This is a genomic window from Mesorhizobium kowhaii (assembly GCF_042431665.1).
In the GTDB taxonomy this organism is placed as follows: Bacteria; Pseudomonadota; Alphaproteobacteria; order Rhizobiales; family Rhizobiaceae; genus Mesorhizobium; species Mesorhizobium kowhaii.
On sequence record NZ_JBHLYT010000013.1, the window covers coordinates 255,250 to 272,042 of the forward strand.

General features: G+C 63.6%; 19 protein-coding genes. 13 read left to right on the top strand and 6 right to left on the bottom strand.

All coding sequences use genetic code 11. From position 1 onward, the window contains the following. The first annotated feature begins 17 nt into the window (after window positions 1-17). Both ACFFNA_RS13335 and ACFFNA_RS13340 read left to right on the top strand, forming a co-directional pair. On the top strand, window positions 18-521 hold the full coding sequence (locus ACFFNA_RS13335; RefSeq protein ID WP_378918821.1) for a heme-degrading domain-containing protein: 504 nt from the start codon (window positions 18-20) through the stop codon (window positions 519-521). After that, window positions 518-1,777: a glycerate kinase type-2 family protein gene (locus tag ACFFNA_RS13340; protein ID WP_378918823.1), complete on the top strand. Its 1,260-nt coding sequence runs from the start codon at window positions 518-520 to the stop codon at window positions 1,775-1,777. The genes ACFFNA_RS13335 and ACFFNA_RS13340 overlap by 4 nt, the downstream gene beginning before the upstream one ends. Window positions 1,778-1,795: 18 nt before the next feature. Here the strand turns inward: ACFFNA_RS13340 and ACFFNA_RS13345 are convergent, their stop codons facing one another. After that, window positions 1,796-3,181, bottom strand: a complete 1,386-nt coding sequence (locus tag ACFFNA_RS13345) for a glutamine synthetase family protein (RefSeq protein ID WP_378918825.1) — start codon at window positions 3,179-3,181, stop codon at window positions 1,796-1,798. A gap of 46 nt (window positions 3,182-3,227) precedes the next feature. Beyond that, window positions 3,228-4,613, bottom strand: a complete 1,386-nt coding sequence (locus tag ACFFNA_RS13350) for an aspartate aminotransferase family protein (protein WP_378918827.1) — start codon at window positions 4,611-4,613, stop codon at window positions 3,228-3,230. A gap of 166 nt (window positions 4,614-4,779) precedes the next feature. Here ACFFNA_RS13350 and ACFFNA_RS13355 point away from each other — a divergent pair, with 166 nt between their 5' ends. Both ACFFNA_RS13355 and ACFFNA_RS13360 read left to right on the top strand, forming a co-directional pair. Further along, window positions 4,780-4,986, top strand: a complete 207-nt coding sequence (locus ACFFNA_RS13355; protein WP_111544967.1) for a hypothetical protein — start codon at window positions 4,780-4,782, stop codon at window positions 4,984-4,986. A gap of 14 nt (window positions 4,987-5,000) precedes the next feature. Next, window positions 5,001-5,465, top strand: a complete 465-nt coding sequence (locus tag ACFFNA_RS13360) for a hypothetical protein (RefSeq protein WP_378918829.1) — start codon at window positions 5,001-5,003, stop codon at window positions 5,463-5,465. 15 nt (window positions 5,466-5,480) lie between these two features. On the opposite strand, the gene ACFFNA_RS13365 is transcribed toward ACFFNA_RS13360, so the two are convergent. Next, entirely contained in the window at window positions 5,481-6,455 is a 975-nt protein-coding gene (locus ACFFNA_RS13365; protein WP_378918831.1) for a WD40 repeat domain-containing protein, read from the bottom strand. A 283-nt stretch (window positions 6,456-6,738) separates the two neighbouring features. Next, entirely contained in the window at window positions 6,739-7,794 is a 1,056-nt protein-coding gene (locus ACFFNA_RS13370; RefSeq protein ID WP_378918833.1) for a CobW family GTP-binding protein, read from the bottom strand. A gap of 198 nt (window positions 7,795-7,992) precedes the next feature. Here ACFFNA_RS13370 and ACFFNA_RS13375 point away from each other — a divergent pair, with 198 nt between their 5' ends. Together ACFFNA_RS13375 and ACFFNA_RS13380 are read left to right on the top strand one after the other, a co-directional pair. Continuing rightward, entirely contained in the window at window positions 7,993-8,739 is a 747-nt protein-coding gene (locus ACFFNA_RS13375) for an intradiol ring-cleavage dioxygenase (RefSeq protein WP_378918835.1), read from the top strand. Between the two features lie 217 nt (window positions 8,740-8,956). Continuing rightward, window positions 8,957-9,427 carry a MarR family winged helix-turn-helix transcriptional regulator gene (locus tag ACFFNA_RS13380; RefSeq protein ID WP_378918837.1) on the top strand — a complete coding sequence of 157 codons (471 nt, stop codon included), beginning with the start codon at window positions 8,957-8,959 and terminating at the stop codon, window positions 9,425-9,427. Between the two features lie 24 nt (window positions 9,428-9,451). On the opposite strand, the gene ACFFNA_RS13385 is transcribed toward ACFFNA_RS13380, so the two are convergent. Continuing rightward, window positions 9,452-10,321 carry an AraC family transcriptional regulator gene (locus ACFFNA_RS13385; RefSeq protein ID WP_378918839.1) on the bottom strand — a complete coding sequence of 290 codons (870 nt, stop codon included), beginning with the start codon at window positions 10,319-10,321 and terminating at the stop codon, window positions 9,452-9,454. Between the two features lie 49 nt (window positions 10,322-10,370). On the opposite strand from ACFFNA_RS13385, the gene ACFFNA_RS13390 reads away from it, so the two are divergent. The 6 genes from ACFFNA_RS13390 to ACFFNA_RS13415 all read left to right on the top strand — a co-directional run bounded on the left by ACFFNA_RS13390 (window position 10,371) and on the right by ACFFNA_RS13415 (window position 15,218). After that, window positions 10,371-10,778 (top strand): PTH2-like family protein, encoded by a 408-nt coding sequence (locus ACFFNA_RS13390; RefSeq protein WP_378918841.1) that lies wholly within the window; start codon window positions 10,371-10,373, stop codon window positions 10,776-10,778. 356 nt (window positions 10,779-11,134) lie between these two features. Beyond that, window positions 11,135-12,019, top strand: coding sequence for a DMT family transporter (locus ACFFNA_RS13395; RefSeq protein WP_378918843.1), 885 nt, complete (start codon window positions 11,135-11,137; stop codon window positions 12,017-12,019). A gap of 66 nt (window positions 12,020-12,085) precedes the next feature. Continuing rightward, window positions 12,086-13,108, top strand: a complete 1,023-nt coding sequence (locus ACFFNA_RS13400; RefSeq protein WP_378918870.1) for a LacI family DNA-binding transcriptional regulator — start codon at window positions 12,086-12,088, stop codon at window positions 13,106-13,108. Beyond that, window positions 13,105-14,088, top strand: a complete 984-nt coding sequence (locus ACFFNA_RS13405) for a 2-hydroxyacid dehydrogenase (RefSeq protein ID WP_378918845.1) — start codon at window positions 13,105-13,107, stop codon at window positions 14,086-14,088. Before ACFFNA_RS13400 ends, ACFFNA_RS13405 begins: the two co-directional genes overlap by 4 nt. Window positions 14,089-14,104: 16 nt before the next feature. Further along, on the top strand, window positions 14,105-14,692 hold the full coding sequence (locus ACFFNA_RS13410) for a hypothetical protein (protein WP_378918847.1): 588 nt from the start codon (window positions 14,105-14,107) through the stop codon (window positions 14,690-14,692). 121 nt (window positions 14,693-14,813) lie between these two features. Beyond that, on the top strand, window positions 14,814-15,218 hold the full coding sequence (locus ACFFNA_RS13415; protein ID WP_378918849.1) for a hypothetical protein: 405 nt from the start codon (window positions 14,814-14,816) through the stop codon (window positions 15,216-15,218). On the opposite strand, the gene ACFFNA_RS13420 is transcribed toward ACFFNA_RS13415, so the two are convergent. Further along, window positions 15,219-15,992, bottom strand: a complete 774-nt coding sequence (locus ACFFNA_RS13420) for a gamma-glutamyl-gamma-aminobutyrate hydrolase family protein (protein WP_378918872.1) — start codon at window positions 15,990-15,992, stop codon at window positions 15,219-15,221. 265 nt (window positions 15,993-16,257) lie between these two features. On the opposite strand from ACFFNA_RS13420, the gene ACFFNA_RS13425 reads away from it, so the two are divergent. Beyond that, the coding region (locus ACFFNA_RS13425; RefSeq protein ID WP_378918851.1) for a TRAP transporter substrate-binding protein at window positions 16,258-16,793 on the top strand (536 nt) is incomplete at its 3' end.

Consider the following 16,793-nt stretch of genomic DNA (forward strand, 5'->3'; position numbering starts at 1 on the left):
GTTGACAGGGGAACGACATGGCCGTTGCTGACGACATCGCACTGATCAAGAGACAGGAAGAGATCCTTGTCTTTCCCGCCTTCGACGAGGCTGTGGCCTTCAAGATCGGTTCGGCCATCCGTGACCGGGCGCTGACTGAGAACCTGCCTGTTATCGTCGACATCAGGACCTTCGACCGGCCGCTGTTCTATGCCGCAATGCCGGGTTCGAACGCTTCCAATCCTGACTGGGCGCGGCGCAAGATCAATGTCGTCAAGCGGTTCTTGAAAAGCACCTACCGCATGGTGCTGGAACAGCAGCGCCCCGATCGCACCTTCAAGATGGGCGAAGGGCTGGATATTGCTGATTATGTGCTGGCCGGCGGTGGTTTCCCGGTCACGGTCAAAGGCGCCGGCGTCATTGGTGTGATCGCCGTCTCCGGCCTGCCGGAGCGCCAGGATCATGGCGTCGTGGTCGAGGCACTGTGCAACCATTTGGGCATCAATGGGCGAGAGCTCGCGCTGCCGCCGGAAGCAAAATGAGCGATCCGAAGACCTTCCTGACCTCCATCTTCAACGCCGCGGTCGCCGCCGCCGATCCGGAGCGAACCATCCGGGATCATTTGCCGGCGAAGCCCAAGGGCCGCACCATCGTCATCGGCGCCGGAAAAGGCTCGGCGCAGATGGCGGCGGCCTTCGAGAAGGTCTGGGACGGCCCGATCGAAGGGCTGGTCGTCACCCGCTACGGCTATGGTGCGACCTGCGAGCGCATCGAGATCATCGAGGCGGCGCATCCCGTGCCGGACGCGGCCGGCCTGGAAGCCTCGCAACGCCTGCTCGCAAAGGTCCACGGGCTGACCTCAGACGATCTGGTCGTGGCGCTGATTTCCGGCGGCGGCTCGGCGCTGCTGCCGTCGCCCGCCGGTAGCCTGACGCTGGCCGACGAGATTGCCGTCAATGAGGCGCTGCTCGCCTCAGGCGCGCCGATAGCGGCGATGAACACCATCCGCAAGCATCTTTCCACCATCAAGGGTGGCCGGCTGGCGGCCGCCGCCTGGCCGGCCAGGGTGGTGTCCTTGGTCGTTTCCGATATTCCCGGCGACAATCCTGCCCTGGTCGCCTCCGGCCCGACCGTGCCGGATACCGGCAGCCGCCAAGACGCGCTGGCGTCGATCGCAGCCTATGGCATGAAGCTGCCGGCTGCGGTGATGGCGCATATCAACGCGCCGGCCGCCGATGCACCAAACCCTGGTGATCCGCGCTTTTCACGCAATGAGGTGCATCTGATCGCCTCGGCCGGCGTGTCGCTTGAAGCGGCGGCGGCGGAAGCCAAGCGGCAAGGCGTCGAAGCCGTCATCCTCTCCGACGCCATCGAGGGTGAGGCGCGCGAGGTTGGCGGCGTCCATGCGGCCATCGCGCGCGAAGTGGCGATGCGCAACCGGCCATTCCCCAAGCCGGTGCTGATCCTGTCCGGCGGCGAAACAACAGTGACCTTGCGCGCCAAGGGCAAAGGCGGCCGCAACTCGGAATTCCTGCTCGCCTTCGCCATTGGTATCAACGGCGTGGACGGCATCCACGCGCTGGCCGCCGACACCGATGGCATCGACGGTTCGGAGGACAATGCCGGCGCCTTCGCCGACGGCTCGACCGTGTCGCGCATGAGGGCGGCGGGTGTGGACGCCAAGGCGATGCTTGCGGGCAACAATGCCTGGACGGCCTTCTATGCCGTCGGCGATCTTTTCGTGCCCGGCCCGACGGGAACCAATGTCAACGATCTCAGGGCGATCCTGATCCGCTGAACCTGTCGGCGATCTGGCTCACACCTCGTGCAGATAGAGGTGATAATCCAGTTCGCTGACCGTGCGCGCCACGCGCAGGTATTCGGATTGCTTGATCGCCACGAAAGTTCGGTGCAGGTCTTCGCCGAGCGCGCCTTTCAGGAAGCTCGACGCCCTGGCTGCTTCGATGGCGGCGCGCCAATCAACCGGCATGGTCGTGCGCGTGACCGCCGCTTCATAGCCGTTGCCGGTGGTCTCGGGGCCGGGATCGAGACCTTCGTCGAGACCCTTGATGATGGCGGCCAGCACCGTCGCGGCGATCAGGTAGGGGTTGGCGTCGACGCCCGATGGCCGGTGCTCGATGCGCCGGTTTTTCGCGTCGCCCGCCGGCACGCGCAGTGCGACCGAACGGTTGTTGACACCCCAGGTCGGCGCCACCGGCGCATAGGATTGCGAGACGAAGCGCCGCCAGGAATTGGCGTGCGGCGCAAACACCAGCATCGATTCGGCCATTGTCTGGATCAGGCCGCCGAGCCCCTGCAGCAGCGGCAGCGACCAGCTCTCGCCGCCAGATTCGGCAAAGACGTTTCGGCCGGCCTTGTCCTGCAGCGAGACATGGAAATGCATGCCCGAGCCGGCATATTTCTCGATCGGCTTGGCCATGAAACAGGCGGTGACGCCGTGGCGGCGCGCCTGCGCCCGCACCAGCCGCTTCAGCATGACCAGATCGTCGGCCGCCCGCATCACGTCCTTGCGGTAGTTCAGCGTCAATTCGTACTGGCCGGGCGCATATTCGGAAATCACCGTCTCGGCCGGAATGCCTTGTGCCTTGGCCGCCGCATAGATGTCGGAGAACAGCGGCTCCATGCCGTGCAGATGGTCGACGGAATAGACTTCGGTCTTGCCCGAGACACGGCCGTCGAGCACGGCGCGCGCCGGCTGCACCTTGCCGTCGGCGTCGCGCTCATTGGCCAGGAGAAAAAATTCCAGCTCGAAGGCGCCAGCGGGATAAAGACCCTTGGCCGCGAGGATATCGACCTGCCGTGCCAGCGCCAGTCGCGGATCCGACGACATTGGCTGGCCGTCGAGGTGATACATCGCCATCAGCAGCTGGCCGCGCGGTGGATTTGTACCGTAGAGCGGTACCAGCGTGCCGGGGATCGGCCATGCCCTGAGGTCGCCGTCGCCAGTGGTCCAGATCAAACCGGTTTCGTGCACATCCTCGCCGGTGATGTCGAGGCCGAGGATCGAGATCGGCATATGCCGGCCGCCCTCGAAGATGCTTTTCAGCTCATGCCGGCGCACGATCTTGCCGCGGCCGACGCCATTGGCGTCGGTCAGCACGATATCGAAGGCTTCGATCTCGGGATGGGCGTCGAGAAAGGCTTGCGCCTCGGTGGGCGTCGAGCCCGAAGGTGAGGTCATGATCTGTCCGGCTTTGCTTGGCGCGCCCATTTGTTAGCCGCTTGTCTCATGCCGCAAGCTTTGCCGCAACCGCGCCGAAGGCGGTGATCAGCCGGCTGACCTGGGCACCGGTGGTCGCCGGCGAGATCAGCATCATATTGTGGAACGGCGCGATCAGCACGCCGCGATTGACCAGCGCGACATGGATAGCAGCTTCCAGTTCCGGCGCATGCGCCATCTCAGCCTCGGCGCCATTGCGCAGCGGGCCGGGCGCGCAGATGAACTCGACACGGGCGCCGACGCGGGCGACATGCCAGGGCAAGCGGTAGCGGTCGATCACGCCGGTCAGCCCGGCATCGAGCCGCCGCGCCAGATGGTCCATGCGGGCGTAGTTTTCCTCGGTCATCACCTCTTCAAGCGTGGCGCGCATCGCAGCGAACTGCAGTGGATTGGCCGAGAGCGTCGTGCCCATGCCGGAATACCCCGGCTCCTTCTCCCTGTTGTAGGCGGCGTAGCGCGAGGCGACATCGTCGCTCATGCCCCAGACGCTCGCCGGCACACCACCGGCGATCGGCTTGCCTAGCACGAAGAAGTCCGGGTCCAGGCCGTATTTCCTGGTGTAGCCGCCCGGGCCGGTCGAGATCGTATGCGTCTCGTCGATCAGGAGCAGCGTGCCGGCTTCGCGCGTCAGCCTGCGCAGCGCGTCGTGGAAGTCATGGTCAGCCAGCACCATGCAGGAATTGGTCAGCACCGGCTCGGCGATGACGCAGGCGACTTCCTTGTCCTTGAGGGCGGCTTCCAGTGCGGCGACGTCGTTGAACTCGATCACCTTGGCGGTGCGGGTCAGGTCGCGGAATTCGCCTGCCAGCCCCGGCCGGTTGACCGGCTTGCCGTCGACGAGCCGCACCATCGTCTCGTCGACCGAGCCGTGATAGCAGCCGTTGAAGACCAGGATTTTTTCGCGCCCGGTGACGGCGCGGGCAACCCGCAGCGCAAAGCGGTTGGCGTCGGTCGCCGTCGTCGCGATCTGCCAGAACGGCAGGCCGAAATGCTGCTGCAGCAGCGGGCCGATGGCCAGCGCGTCTTCGGAGGGCAGCATATAGGTCAGGCCGCGTCCGGCCTGGCGGCGGATGGCGCGCGCCACCGGCGGCGGCGAATGGCCGAACATCGAGCCGGTGTCGCCGAGGCAGAAATCGTCGAGCCTGATACCGTCGATATCGGTGATCGTGGCGCCCCTGGCGCTATCGACCAGGATCGGAAACGGTGTCGGCCAGTCATTCATCCAGTGCATCGGCACGCCACCGAAGAAGCCCGGCAGCAGGCCATTGCTGACCTTCGCCTGCGATTTCGGCCGCGCCTTGCGGAAGGCTGCCGCCTCGATCTCCAGCAGATCGGCAACACGGCCGCGATCGATGCCGCCGATGGACGTCCTTGAACTGTCGCTGCTGTGCATGAAAACCCCTTTGGTCCGCCACCTTAGTCAATCGACGTGATGAATCGCAATTGGCCGCAAAGGCCTGCTGGATTGGTTCAGGATCTGCGGCCGGCGCTTGACCCGGCCCGCGAGCTCGGCGTCAATGCGGATCGGTGTCGGGCCAAGCAAATGCGGGGAGCATAAAATGGATAGGGAATTTGCGCTTCAGGCAAAGGACATAAGTATTGATGTCACGAGGCGTCTTCTTGAGATTGTCAAATTAACTAGTGATTGGGATACCGAGGAGATGCGGCGTCTGCACAAGGCCATTGGGATAACTGTTGGAAAAATAGAAGTGGATATCATTGCCGAGATATATCGTAGCTACCCTGATATGGAAGACCTATCCTGACCGAGGATTGACCAATGGCGGTTGTTTTCACAGTGATAATGTCGGCGCTGGCGCTGCTTGGCTCGGTGGTCGCCGCTTCCGCATCCGGCGGCATCTGGTGCAACGTCGACGATACGGCGGTGAAGTTCGACGTCGGTGCCGGCGTCACCAGAGGCATGGGCGGCCCGACCTTCAATTTCAGCGGCACCCTTGAAATTCTCGGGCGGCCCGTCGCTGACGACCTGCGCAAGACCACGTTCGAGGATTCCAACCTCACCCAGTACTGGCTCGACAACAAGGAGCTGCGGCTGAACATCTACAACGAGCATCAGGTCGCAAATGCCTACAACTATGTCGAACTGACGATTCTGACCAAGGCCAGCGACGAAGGCGTCTATGACGGACAGTACAGGCTTGCCATCTATGACAATGCCGCCGACGCGGACAAGGACGGCAAGCCGGCCGAACTGACCGGCAAGGTTTCCTGCGGCGCCGAGTGACCCGCTGTTTTGAAACTACGCGGTGATGTCGATGACACCGCAATCGCCGGCCGCACTGCCAAAGGCGACGCGGCGTTCTTCCTTGTCCCACATCATCGAGGTGATCGCGCCCTTGCCTGGTCGCCGCAACAGCACTTCCTTGGCGTCCGCGAAGCGCACCGCCATCACCATGCCGTCATCATAGCCGACGGCGACGACATCCTGGCTCGGGTGGCAGGCGACCGCCGTCACCATGGCGTTGCCGCGCGTGCCGAGTTCCAGCGGCGCTTTGCCCATCGGGCCGTCCTTGCCCGAAAACGGCCAGACGATCGCCGCCGGCGCGCCGGAACTCGCCAGCCACTTGCCTTTCACGCTCCACGACAGGCTTTTGACCTTGCCGGGATAGCCGGTCATGCGCATGTGCTTGCCGTCGGCGAGCTTCCAGCCATGCAGCGCGTTTTCCTGCATGGTGGTGACAAGGAAGGCGCCGTCCGGCGAAAAGGTGATGCCGGTGTGGGCGCCGGCCCATTCGAGCTCCACCGGCTTGCCCTCGGCGGCCGGAAAATGCAGCGTCGCGCCATTGTAGCGGGCAACGCCGAAGCGCATGCCCTTGGGCGAGAACGCCAGCCCCTCGACCGAACGCGGATGGGTAAATTCCCTGACCTTGCCGTCGGCGAAGCGCACGAAGGCGGTCTTGCCCGTCGCATAGGCGATGGCGCCCTGCGGTCCGGCAGCGACGCTTGTGATCCACTTCCTGGCCGAACTGGCCAGTTCCGTGGCCTCGCTGCCTGCTTTCACGGCAAACACCTTGCCATCCTCGCCGCCGGTGATCAGCCGGTCATTGGCCGCATCGTGGAAGGCGGCGAGCAGCCCGTCATTGGCTTGCACCGTCTTGTGACCATAGTCGAGCCGATGGACGGCGCCGTCGGCCATCGCGAAATGCGGCACGTCGCCGAGGAAGACGGCGGCGATGCAATGGCCTTCGAGATCAAGCGGGGCGACGGTCGGCATGGGAGACTATTTCCATTTGAGATTCTGCTTACGACTCACCCTTACGGGGTTGGGCCATAGGTCTCAACCCGTGCTTCGGAGCGTCGTAAGGAGAGAAGAGGGCGCCAGCGCGGCTTCTTCTTCTCCCCCCTTGTGGGAGAAGGTGGCCGAGCGAAGCTCGGTCGGATGAGGGGTGTTCCAGCTTGGCACCGCCTGCATTCCGTCCAGCATCCCTCAACCGTCTTGGCGCTGCGCGCCAATCCACCTTCTCCCACAAGGGGGAGAAGGGAGAAGGACGGCGAAATCAGGCAGCCTGGCAGGCGTCGAAGCTCTTTTTCAGCCGCTCGGCGTCGAGTTCGCGGCCGATGAAGACCAGCCGGCTCTCATGCTTCTCGCCGTCCTTCCAGGCGCGCTGGTGGTCGCCCTCGATGATCATGTGCACGCCCTGGATGACATAGCGCTCGTCGTCGCCCTTGAGCGCGATGATGCCCTTCAGCCGCAGGATATTGGGGCCTTCCATCTGGGTGATCTTCTCGATCCACGGGAAGAATTTCTTCGGGTCCATTTCGCCGCCGCGCAGCGACACCGACTGCACCGTCACGTCATGGATGTCGGAAGGATGCGCGTGATGATGGTGGTCGTGCCCGTCATGATCATGGTGATCGTGGCCATCGTGATCGTGGTCATGATGATCGTGATCGTCATGCGCCTCGAGGAAATGCGGATCGTTTTCCAGCGCTCTGGACAGGTCAAAGGCGCCGCGGTCGAGCACTTCTGAAAGGGCGACGCCGGCTCGTGTCGTGCGATGGATCTTCGCCGCCGGATTGATGGCGCGGATCGTCGCTTCGACCTTGGCGAGCTCTTCCGGGGTGACGAGGTCGGTCTTGTTGAGCACGACGACATCGGCGAAGGCGATCTGATCCTCGGCTTCCCTGGAATCCTTGAGTCGCAGCGGCAGATGCTTGGCGTCGACCAGCGTCACCACCGCGTCGAGCCTGGTCTTGGAACGCACATCGTCGTCCATGAAGAAGGTCTGCGCCACCGGCACCGGATCGGCGAGGCCGGTGGTCTCGACCACGATGGCGTCGAAACGGCCGGGCCGGCGCATCAGCCCCTCGACGACACGGATCAAGTCGCCGCGCACCGTGCAGCAGACGCAGCCATTGTTCATCTCGTAGATTTCCTCGTCGGATTCCACGATCAATTCGTTGTCGATGCCGATTTCGCCGAACTCGTTGACGATGACGGCATAACGCTTGCCGTGGCTTTCCGACAGGATGCGATTGAGCAGCGTCGTCTTGCCGGCGCCGAGATAGCCGGTGAGAACGGTTACGGGGATCTGCGTCAGTGCGTCGCTCATGGCTTGCCTCGAAGAATCTGCGCCTTGAAAAAGGCTTCGAAAAAGGGATTGTCGGCTCCATATAGGATGTGTGCCGGGCTTTTGCACGAGGCAAACCGATGGGCCAAACCGGCTTGCCGACATTACCGGATTTTCATTGGCGAGAGCCGCCATCGCAGCCTAGATCAGGACGCGGGAGGCCAATTCGAGAGGCACGATATGTCCGGCAAGCCATCCTCCTTCTCCTTGAGCCGGCGCAAGGCACTCGGCTTGATCGCGGTGACCGCCGGCGGTGGTGCCTTCCTGCCGGCCGCGGCAATCGCTACCCAGTCTTCGGCCGGCAAGGCCTCGTCCTATGCCGGGCTGGCCCTGTTCGAAACCGGCGCGGGCGTCTGCGCCATCACACCTGAGGTGACGGAAGGGCCGTTCTATTTCGACCCGAAACTCGAACGTGCCGATGTCACCGAAGGCAAGAAGGGCCTTGCCCTCACCGTAAGGCTGCAGGTTGTCGACGCGGCCTGCCGCCCGCTTGCCGGCGCCCGCGTCGACATCTGGCATTGCGACGCGCAAGGTGCCTATTCGGGCTACCCGGGACAAGGTGACGGCCGCGATGTCGACACGTCGGGCCAGACCTTCCTGCGCGGCTGGCAGAAGACCGATGCCAGCGGCATCGTTTCCTTCGCCACCATCTATCCCGGCTGGTATCGCGGCCGCACCACCCATATCCATTTCAAGGTCTTCCCCGACGACAGTTCGGTGATGACCGGCCAGTTGTTCTTCCCCGACAGTCTCAGCGAGCAGATCTTCACCACTGTCGCGCCATACAATGATCGGCCCGGCAAGCGCGACACCTCGAACGCCAGCGACGGCATCGCCAGGCAGGCCGGACCGCTCTCGCAGGCAGCACTGCGCGAGGTGGAGGATGCCTATCAGGCGCTGATGATCGTCGCGGTGAAGCCCGGTTGAGCGACATTCCCTCACGCACGTCGTCCGCAACGAAAACTCCGGTCGCGGAAAGTCGTTTGTCATCTAACTGAAATAAACATCTGGCATTAGCCACGGCGGACACCGCAATGCTTGCCGGCAAAGCTGTTTGGAGCGCCGGAATCTTTTTGATCGTCGATTGCCAACCGGCCGGCTGCGTCTATGCTGACCGCACCGGTACGGCCGAAGAGGGATGACCATGGCCAAGGCGGACAAGACTGCAACAATGAGCCGGCTGCATTCGGCGGCAAGGCTGGCAAGAACTGCGCTCGCGGCGCGGCTTCTGGCGCACGGCTTCTATGCCGGCCAGGATCAGATCATGCTGGCGCTCGACCGTGAAGACGGCCAGACGCCGGGCAATCTCGCCGGACGCCTCGGCGTGCGCCCGCCGACCATCACCAAGACCATCAACCGGCTGCAGGCGCAGGGTTTTCTGGAAAAGCGCGCCTCGTCGGCCGATGCTCGCCAGGCTCATATTTTCCTCACCGACACCGGCCGCGACATCATCCACGCCATCGAGAAATCGGTGAAGAAGACCGAAAAGCAGGCGCTGAAGGGCCTCGACAAGAAGGACCAGAAGGCGCTGTTCAAGCTGCTTGCCCGCATCGAGGCCAACCTCTCGAACGGGGAATTGGTGTTGATCGACGACGACGCCGAGACCGACGACTGATCGCCACTTTTCGGCGGCAGGCGATCAAGCCGCCGCGGCAGTGCCTTGGATCAGTGACGACCAGCGCCCCGGCGTCATGCCGAACGCCTTCTTGAATTGCCTGATAAAATGGCTTTGGTCGCTGAAGCCGGCCTCGATGGCGATCTGCGCCAGGGGCTCGCCGGCGGCGATCATCCGCCGCGCGCTCTGAAGCCGGCGCATCACCAGGAAGCGATGCGGGCTGGTGCAGAAGGCGGCGCGGAAATGCCGTGACAAGGCATAGCGGTCGAGCCCGGTGATCGCTTCCAATTCGCCCGAACGCACCGGGTGGCCGAAGTTCTCCGTAAGATAGTCGCGCGCCAGCGTAGCCGCCCGCCATGCCGTTCTGGCCATCGGCTTCGCCGGCTGGCCGGCATGCCGGGTCAGGCTTTGCATCAGCCGCGCGAGGAAGTCGGCAACGAACAGCTCGTCAAGTTGCTCTTCCAGCGGCCCCAGTGCCGAAAGCAGCGTTGCGCAGAAGCTGTCGTCGGTCAGCACGCCGTCCCTGACGAACGGCAGCGACGCGCCGCCAAGGCAGTCGAGCATCAGCGACGGTTCCAGATAGAGCATCCTGTAGCGCAGGCCGTCCTCGGTGCCGGCGCCGCCGTCATGCAATTCGTCGGGATGCAGCACGATGATCTGGCCAGGCAGGCTGTGGCGCGTCGCGCCGAGGTAGCGAAACCTCTGCACGCCGTGCAGCGTCACCCCGATCGCATAGGTGTCGTGGCGATGCAGGTCGAAGGCGCTGCCATGGAACCGCGCCTCGATCCGCTCCATGCCGGCAGGGTCGGAGGCGGAGATGATGCAGTTCTCCGCCGCGTCAACGCACAAACGTCCAAGACCCTCGAAGGCCTGGCTGTTTAGATCGTGTGACATCTTCTCCTTCAGCCTCGCATTGGGGCACAGCTCGAATGGTCAATGTCTCATGTTCGACACGAAATTTGCAATCGTGCTCAGGGAGGATCTGCCGGTCTGGCAGAAACTCAACGTCACCGCCTTCCTGACCAGCGGCATCGTCGCCCAGTTTCGGGACATTATCGGCGAACCCTATCGCGATCGCGCCGGCAATCTCTACAATCCGCTGTCGATCCAGCCGGTCATCGTGCTGTCCGCCGACCAGGCGGCGCTGGGCACGATCCACCGGCGTACGCTGGAGCGCGGGGTGACGACCTCGCTCTATGTCGAGGAGATGTTCGCGACCGGCCACGACGCGGCCAACCGTGCCGTCTTCGCCGAATTCGCACCGGATGACGCCAAGGTGGTCGGTATCGCGCTTCGCGCCGAGAAGAAGGTGGTCGACAAGATCACCAAGGGTGCCCGCATGCACGCCTAAGGTGCGTTGATATTCAGCTGATGCCGGCCTGCAACCGGCGTCCTGCGCTTCCGGTGCTCACGTACTTTAAGTACGCTCCGCTCCGGTTCTCGAAAGCCACCTTGTTTGGTCGCTTCGCGCCCGTCTTCGACTCCGGCTCGGCCTGAATCTCAACACACCTTGGCCCCAAGGACTAAGCCTGCCGGCGGCTGTTGTTGTGCCAGCCGGCTTTGGCGCGGCGGCAGCCGACAATTGGCTTGCCGCCAAGCGACATTTCCCGCAAAGGTGGGCTTCAGCCCAGCTTCCCACCCGGCCTGCAAGTGAGTGCTCCCCAAAGACATCCAGAAAGCGCAACGCCCCTGGTGGCGATCCTCTGCATGCTTTCCACCTACGTCTTCTTCACCTTTCTCGATACCAGCAGCAAATATCTCGTCCTGGCCGGCGTTTCAGTGCTCATCGTCGCCTGGGTGCGCTTTGCCGTACATGTCGTGCTGGTCGGCACGCTGCTGCGCGGCTGGCGCCAACCGGTGCGGTTTCGCCCGGTCAACCTGCCGGCGCATGTCCTGCGCGGTCTGTTCCTGTTCGGCTCGACCATGTTCAACATCCTGGCGCTGCGCTCCCTGCAACTGGCCGAAACCACCTCTATCTATTTCTTCGGCCCGATGGTGATCACAGCACTTGCCGGCCCGCTGCTTGGCGAATGGGCCGGCTGGCGGCGCTGGCTGGCGATCCTGGCGGCCTTCGCCGGGGTTCTGATCATCACCCGGCCAGGTGTCGGCGTTTTCGGCATCGGGCATCTCTTTGCGCTCGGCTCGATGCTGTCGAACTGCTTCTACGTCATCATGACGCGCCGCATGTCGGCGAGCGAGACGTCGGAAAGCCTCATCCTGTTCTCGGCACTGGCGCCGGCGGTGCTGCTTTTGCCCTTGCTGCCGTTTTCGTTCTCCCTGCCGCATGATGGCTGGCACTGGTTCGTGCTGCTCATGCTTGGCGTGTTCGGCGGCGTCGGTCACTGGCTGCTGGTCCAGGCCTATCGGCTGGCGACGACCACCGCATTGGCGCCCTATCCCTATTCGCAGATGGTGTGGATGATCATTTCAGGCTGGATCGTCTTCAAGCAGTTTCCCGACCGTTGGACACTGGTCGGCGCCGCCATCATCGTCGCCAGCGGCCTCTACATCGTTCATCGCGAGCACCGGCTTCGGCTGCAGAGCCGCGCGGCCTCGGATGTCGAAGCGGAGGCGTTGGCAAAAAAACTTTGATTTGCTGCCGATCGATGGCATAACGCCGCCTTTAAACTGTTTAGGCCGGTCGGGGAGCACAGGTCGCTGGCACAGAAAATCAAGCTTTCGACGATCGCGGATGCGCTCGGCGTGTCCACGGCCACGGTGTCACTGGCGCTGCGCGACAGCCCGCTGGTCGCCGGCGCCACACGCGACCGCATCAAGGAACATGCGCGCGCCATCGGCTATATCTACAACCGACGCGCCGCCAGCCTGCGCACCTCGCGTTCGGGCATCGTCGGCGTCGTCGTCCACGACATCATGAACCCGTTCTTTGCCGAGATCCTGCGCTCGATCGAAAGCGAGCTCGACCGCAGCCGGCAGACCTTCATCCTGTCCAACCACTATGACCAGCTCGAAAAGCAGCGCACCTTCATCGATACGCTGCTGCAGCTCGGCGCTGACGGCGTCATCATGTCGCCGGCCATCGGCACGCCGGCTTCCGACATCCTGATGGCCGAGGAGAACGGCCTGCCGGCGGTGTTGATCGCACGCACGGTCGAGGGCGCCGACGTGCCGGTCTTTCGCGGCGACGACGCCTATGGCACCGGGCTCGCCACCAACCATCTGATCTCGCTCGGCCACAAGCGCATCGCCATGATCGGCGGCACCGACCAGACCTCGACCGGCCGCGATCGATACCAGGGCTATGTCAACGCCATGGAGGCGGCCGGGCTGGAGGTCGGGCCGTCCTGGCGCATCGCCGGCCCGCGCACCAAGCAGGCCGGCTTCGAGGCCGCCGGGCAGTTCCTGGCGCTGAAGGACAAGCCCACGGCCGCCTGCTGCTGGAACGACCTTGTCGCCATCGGCCTGATGAACGGCATCGCGCGCGCCGGCTTGGTGCCGGGCGTCGATATCTCGGTCACCGGCTATGACGATCTCGAAGAGGCGGCGATCGCGACGCCGGCGCTGACCACGGTCTGGAACGGCCAGCGCGAGGTCGGACGCCGCGCTGCCAGCGCGCTGCTGGACAAGTTGAACGGGCAGACGGTGCGGCCGTCACAGGAACTGATCAAGCCGGAACTGCATGTGCGCCAGTCGACCGGCAAGCCGGTGGAGCGTGCATGACCAAGGCCGAACAATTGCAGACCGTCGCCATCCTGGTGCCGGGCGATTTCAACGATCATGCGATTGAGCGCATAGACCACACCTTCAACCGGGTCAGGATTGAACGAGCCGATCCGGCGCTGGTCACTGACGAGATGCGCAGCAACGTGCGCGGCATCGCTTCGTTCGCCGGCATCAATGCGGCGATGATGGATGCATTGCCCAACCTCGAACTCATCGCCTCCTTCGGCGTCGGCTATGATTCGGTCGATGTCGGCCATGCGGCCGCGAAAAACATCATGGTCACCAACACGCCCGACGTGTTGACCGAAGAGGTTGCCGACACCGCGATCGGGCTGCTGATCAACGCCGTCCGCGACCTGCCGCGCGCCGAAACCTGGCTGCGTGACGGCAGCTGGCTGCGCAAGGGCAACTATCCGCTGAGCCGGCTGACCTTGCGTGGGCGCAAGGCCGGCATTTTCGGCATGGGTCGCATCGGGCTGGCCATCGCCCGGCGGCTGGAAGTCTTCGGTTTGCCGGTCGCCTATCACAACCGGCGCCAGGTCGAAGGCTTGGGCTACCAGTACCATCCGACGCTGAAGGGCCTTGCCGAAGCGGTCGACACGCTGATTTCGGTGGCGCCCGGCGGCGCCTCGACGGAGAAGACGGTCAATGCCGAAGTCCTGTCGGCGCTTGGCGCCAACGGCGTCTTCGTTAACATCGGCCGCGGCAGCACGGTCGACGAGGCAGCGCTCGCGGCAGCGCTTGCCAACGGCACCATCGCCGCTGCCGGCCTCGATGTCTTTGCCGACGAACCGAACGTGCCCAAGGCGCTGCTCGACGCACCGAACACCTCGCTGTTGCCGCACGTCGGCTCGGCCTCGGACCATACACGCCGCGCCATGGCGGATCTGTGCGTCGACAATCTGGTGTCCTGGTTTACCGAGCGCCGGCCGCTGACGCCGGTGCCGGAGACTGTGAATGTGAAGGCTGCCGGCTAGCCAAAAGGCAAACTCGATGGCTGTGAAGCCGCCCGAAAATTCCACGATCTCGGTTGTCACCAGTGGCCGGGAACAGATCGTTTCGATTCCCTATCCAAAACCGCCCGCTACAGTCTATCTGGCAGGCGTATTCATTCTTTTCTGGCTAGGCGGCTGGGCTGTGGGTGAGGTTTCCGCCGCCCGTCGGCTTCTGACAATGCCTGTTGGAGGCGGAACGGCATTTCTCGTATTCTGGCTTTGCGCATGGACTGTCGGAGGCCTGTTCGCAATGCTGTCCATTCGCCGGGTTTTCCAGAGATCCGTGCCTGAGATAATAAAGCTCGAGGTCGCTGGTCTCGTCTACGATCCGGGAATGCCGCCCTTCAAGATGCCCATCTCCAGGTCATTCTCTGCATGGTCCGCTCTGTTTCCGAAACGGACCGAACTCAAAATCGATCGGACGCAGCTCAAATCGCTGAGACTCCGCGAGGGCGATACATGCAACCGCCTGACAGTCGACGCTGGTGCCCAGCGAGTCGATCTCGCTTCGGCCGCCACCGATGTCGAGCGCGAATGGCTCTTCAAGCTTCTTTCCGATCGCTATTCGCCGGCTGTCCCGCAATAGTCCGACGAGTTCCGTTTTCGTCCTCGGCAGCCATTGATGCTCTGCATTGCCACACTAATTAACGTCCGCTTAACCCTTTGAAATCATTCTTCATCCTGTCCAGGTGCATGGATGAAGAATGATGAAAATGCTTTCCGTGGTGATCGCCGCCGTCGCGCTGTTTGGCGGCGTTCAATTGTTTCTTGACGGCAGTGGTGAAAGTGCCGCCGATGAGGTCGCGCCGTCCAATAGCTACAGGCTGGTGGCCAATGGCGACGAAGGCAAGTGCGCGGTCACGCGCGGTGCGTCGGTTTCGGATGACCTGTCGCTGTTGACGGTGGCGCCGAACTGTCGCCGGCTCCTGCCTGGCATCGAACGGGCAAAGTTCTGGCGGGAGGAACAGGACGGCACGGTCGCCTTCAGCGCCAACGGCGTCGATCCGATCGTCACCGTCGCCGTTGCGGACGGCGACGGTTACGAATCCTATGCCCCGGCCGCGCCATTGCTGTCGCTGGCGGCCACCGGTGATGTGAAGCCTGCTGACTGATTATTCCGCCGCGGCACGCGCACCGGCTTTCGCCACGGCGTGCAGCCGCACGGCATCGCCGAAGGCACGGAAAATCTTGGCCGAGTTGCTGTCCGATTTGACCCAATATTCCGGGTGCCACTGCACGCCGACGGCGAAGGCGCGTGAGTCGCGCACCGAAACCGCCTCGACCGTGCCGTCGCTCGCGACCGCCTCGATCTGCAGCTTCGGGCCGAGCCGGTCGATCGCTTGGCGGTGCAACGAATTGACCTTGATGTCGCCGGCACCGAACACGCCGGCCAGACAGCTTCCGGGCTTGATCGAAATGGTCTGGTGGATGGCGAAGCGTTCGTCCTGTTTGTCGCTCACCGGCGCGCGGTGGTCGAGCGAACCCTCGCGCTCGTGGATCTCGGTGCCCAGCGTGCCGCCAAGCGCCACGTTCATCTCCTGGATGCCGCGGCAGATGGCGAGCAGCGGCACGCCGCGCTCCACCGCCCTGCGGATCAGCGGCAGCGTGGTGGCGTCGCGCGCCGGGTCATAGGGGCCATTGGCCTCACTGGCATCGCCGCCGTAGAGCGAGGGATGCACATTGGATTTCGAGCCGGTGACCATGACGCCGTCGACCGACGACAGAAGTTCGTCGAAGTCGAGCCTGTCGCCGAACGATGGCACCAGCACCGGGAACACGCCGGCGCCGGCAATCGCCGCCTCCAGATATTGCTGCGGGGCGGCATGCCAGGTGTAGTTGTCGAACTGACGGACGTCGGTCGATATGGCGACGAGCGGCTGATGCATTTTGGCTCTGTTTTCCATCTGGGCAAAGGGTATCCTGCCCACAAAATAGGCGATCCGCCGGTATTTTTCCATGACAAGTTTCAGCATGTCGCATGGGCCACGAAACGGGCTGTTAGACTATAGTTGCAGGGCAGCTGGGCTTCGCCGTCAAATCGGGCCGCCGTGCTGGACTCGACTTCTTGCCCGTGTATTGTTTCGAGCGAACCGACACGGGAGCGAGGATTTCCCGAACGTCGGGTCTGTTGGTCCAAAAGGGAGGAACTTCATGGATCGTCGTTCATTCATTCGCAAGGCTGGTGTTACAGGTGTCGGTGCTGCAGCGGCGGCGGCCACGCTTGCGGCGCCGGCAATAGCCCAGTCCAATCCCAAGGTGACGTGGCGGCTTGCCTCGTCCTTCCCCAAGTCGCTCGACACCATCTATGGCGGCGCCGAAGTGTTCTCCAAGATGCTGTCGGAAGCCACCGACGGCAACTTCCAGATCCAGGTCTTTGCCGCCGGCGAACTCGTGCCAGGTCTGCAGGCCGCCGACGCCACCACGGCCGGCACGGTCGAGGCCTGCCACACGGTGGCATATTATTACTGGGGCAAGGACCCGACATGGGCGCTCGGTGCGGCGGTTCCCTTTTCGCTCAACGCGCGCGGCATGAACGCCTGGCACTATCATGGCGGCGGCATCGACCTGTTCAACGAGTTTCTCGCCACGCAGGGCCTTTTCGGCCTGCCGGGCGGCAACACCGGCGTGCAGATGGGTGGCTGGTTCCGCAAGGAGATCAACACCGTCGCCGACCTGTCCGGCCTCAA

What these genes read in the sequence shown, in the direction of transcription:
- ACFFNA_RS13335 (WP_378918821.1), top strand. Translation starts at nt 18, where the DNA reads ATGGCCGTTGCTGACGACATCGCACTGATCAAGAGACAGGAAGAGATC.
- ACFFNA_RS13340 (WP_378918823.1), top strand. Translation starts at nt 518, where the DNA reads ATGAGCGATCCGAAGACCTTCCTGACCTCCATCTTCAACGCCGCGGTC.
- ACFFNA_RS13345 (WP_378918825.1), bottom strand. Translation starts at nt 3,181, where the DNA reads ATGACCTCACCTTCGGGCTCGACGCCCACCGAGGCGCAAGCCTTTCTC.
- ACFFNA_RS13350 (WP_378918827.1), bottom strand. Translation starts at nt 4,613, where the DNA reads ATGCACAGCAGCGACAGTTCAAGGACGTCCATCGGCGGCATCGATCGC.
- ACFFNA_RS13355 (WP_111544967.1), top strand. Translation starts at nt 4,780, where the DNA reads ATGGATAGGGAATTTGCGCTTCAGGCAAAGGACATAAGTATTGATGTC.
- ACFFNA_RS13360 (WP_378918829.1), top strand. Translation starts at nt 5,001, where the DNA reads ATGGCGGTTGTTTTCACAGTGATAATGTCGGCGCTGGCGCTGCTTGGC.
- ACFFNA_RS13365 (WP_378918831.1), bottom strand. Translation starts at nt 6,455, where the DNA reads ATGCCGACCGTCGCCCCGCTTGATCTCGAAGGCCATTGCATCGCCGCC.
- ACFFNA_RS13370 (WP_378918833.1), bottom strand. Translation starts at nt 7,794, where the DNA reads ATGAGCGACGCACTGACGCAGATCCCCGTAACCGTTCTCACCGGCTAT.
- ACFFNA_RS13375 (WP_378918835.1), top strand. Translation starts at nt 7,993, where the DNA reads ATGTCCGGCAAGCCATCCTCCTTCTCCTTGAGCCGGCGCAAGGCACTC.
- ACFFNA_RS13380 (WP_378918837.1), top strand. Translation starts at nt 8,957, where the DNA reads ATGGCCAAGGCGGACAAGACTGCAACAATGAGCCGGCTGCATTCGGCG.
- ACFFNA_RS13385 (WP_378918839.1), bottom strand. Translation starts at nt 10,321, where the DNA reads ATGTCACACGATCTAAACAGCCAGGCCTTCGAGGGTCTTGGACGTTTG.
- ACFFNA_RS13390 (WP_378918841.1), top strand. Translation starts at nt 10,371, where the DNA reads ATGTTCGACACGAAATTTGCAATCGTGCTCAGGGAGGATCTGCCGGTC.
- ACFFNA_RS13395 (WP_378918843.1), top strand. Translation starts at nt 11,135, where the DNA reads ATGCTTTCCACCTACGTCTTCTTCACCTTTCTCGATACCAGCAGCAAA.
- ACFFNA_RS13405 (WP_378918845.1), top strand. Translation starts at nt 13,105, where the DNA reads ATGACCAAGGCCGAACAATTGCAGACCGTCGCCATCCTGGTGCCGGGC.
- ACFFNA_RS13410 (WP_378918847.1), top strand. Translation starts at nt 14,105, where the DNA reads ATGGCTGTGAAGCCGCCCGAAAATTCCACGATCTCGGTTGTCACCAGT.
- ACFFNA_RS13415 (WP_378918849.1), top strand. Translation starts at nt 14,814, where the DNA reads ATGAAAATGCTTTCCGTGGTGATCGCCGCCGTCGCGCTGTTTGGCGGC.
- ACFFNA_RS13420 (WP_378918872.1), bottom strand. Translation starts at nt 15,992, where the DNA reads ATGCATCAGCCGCTCGTCGCCATATCGACCGACGTCCGTCAGTTCGAC.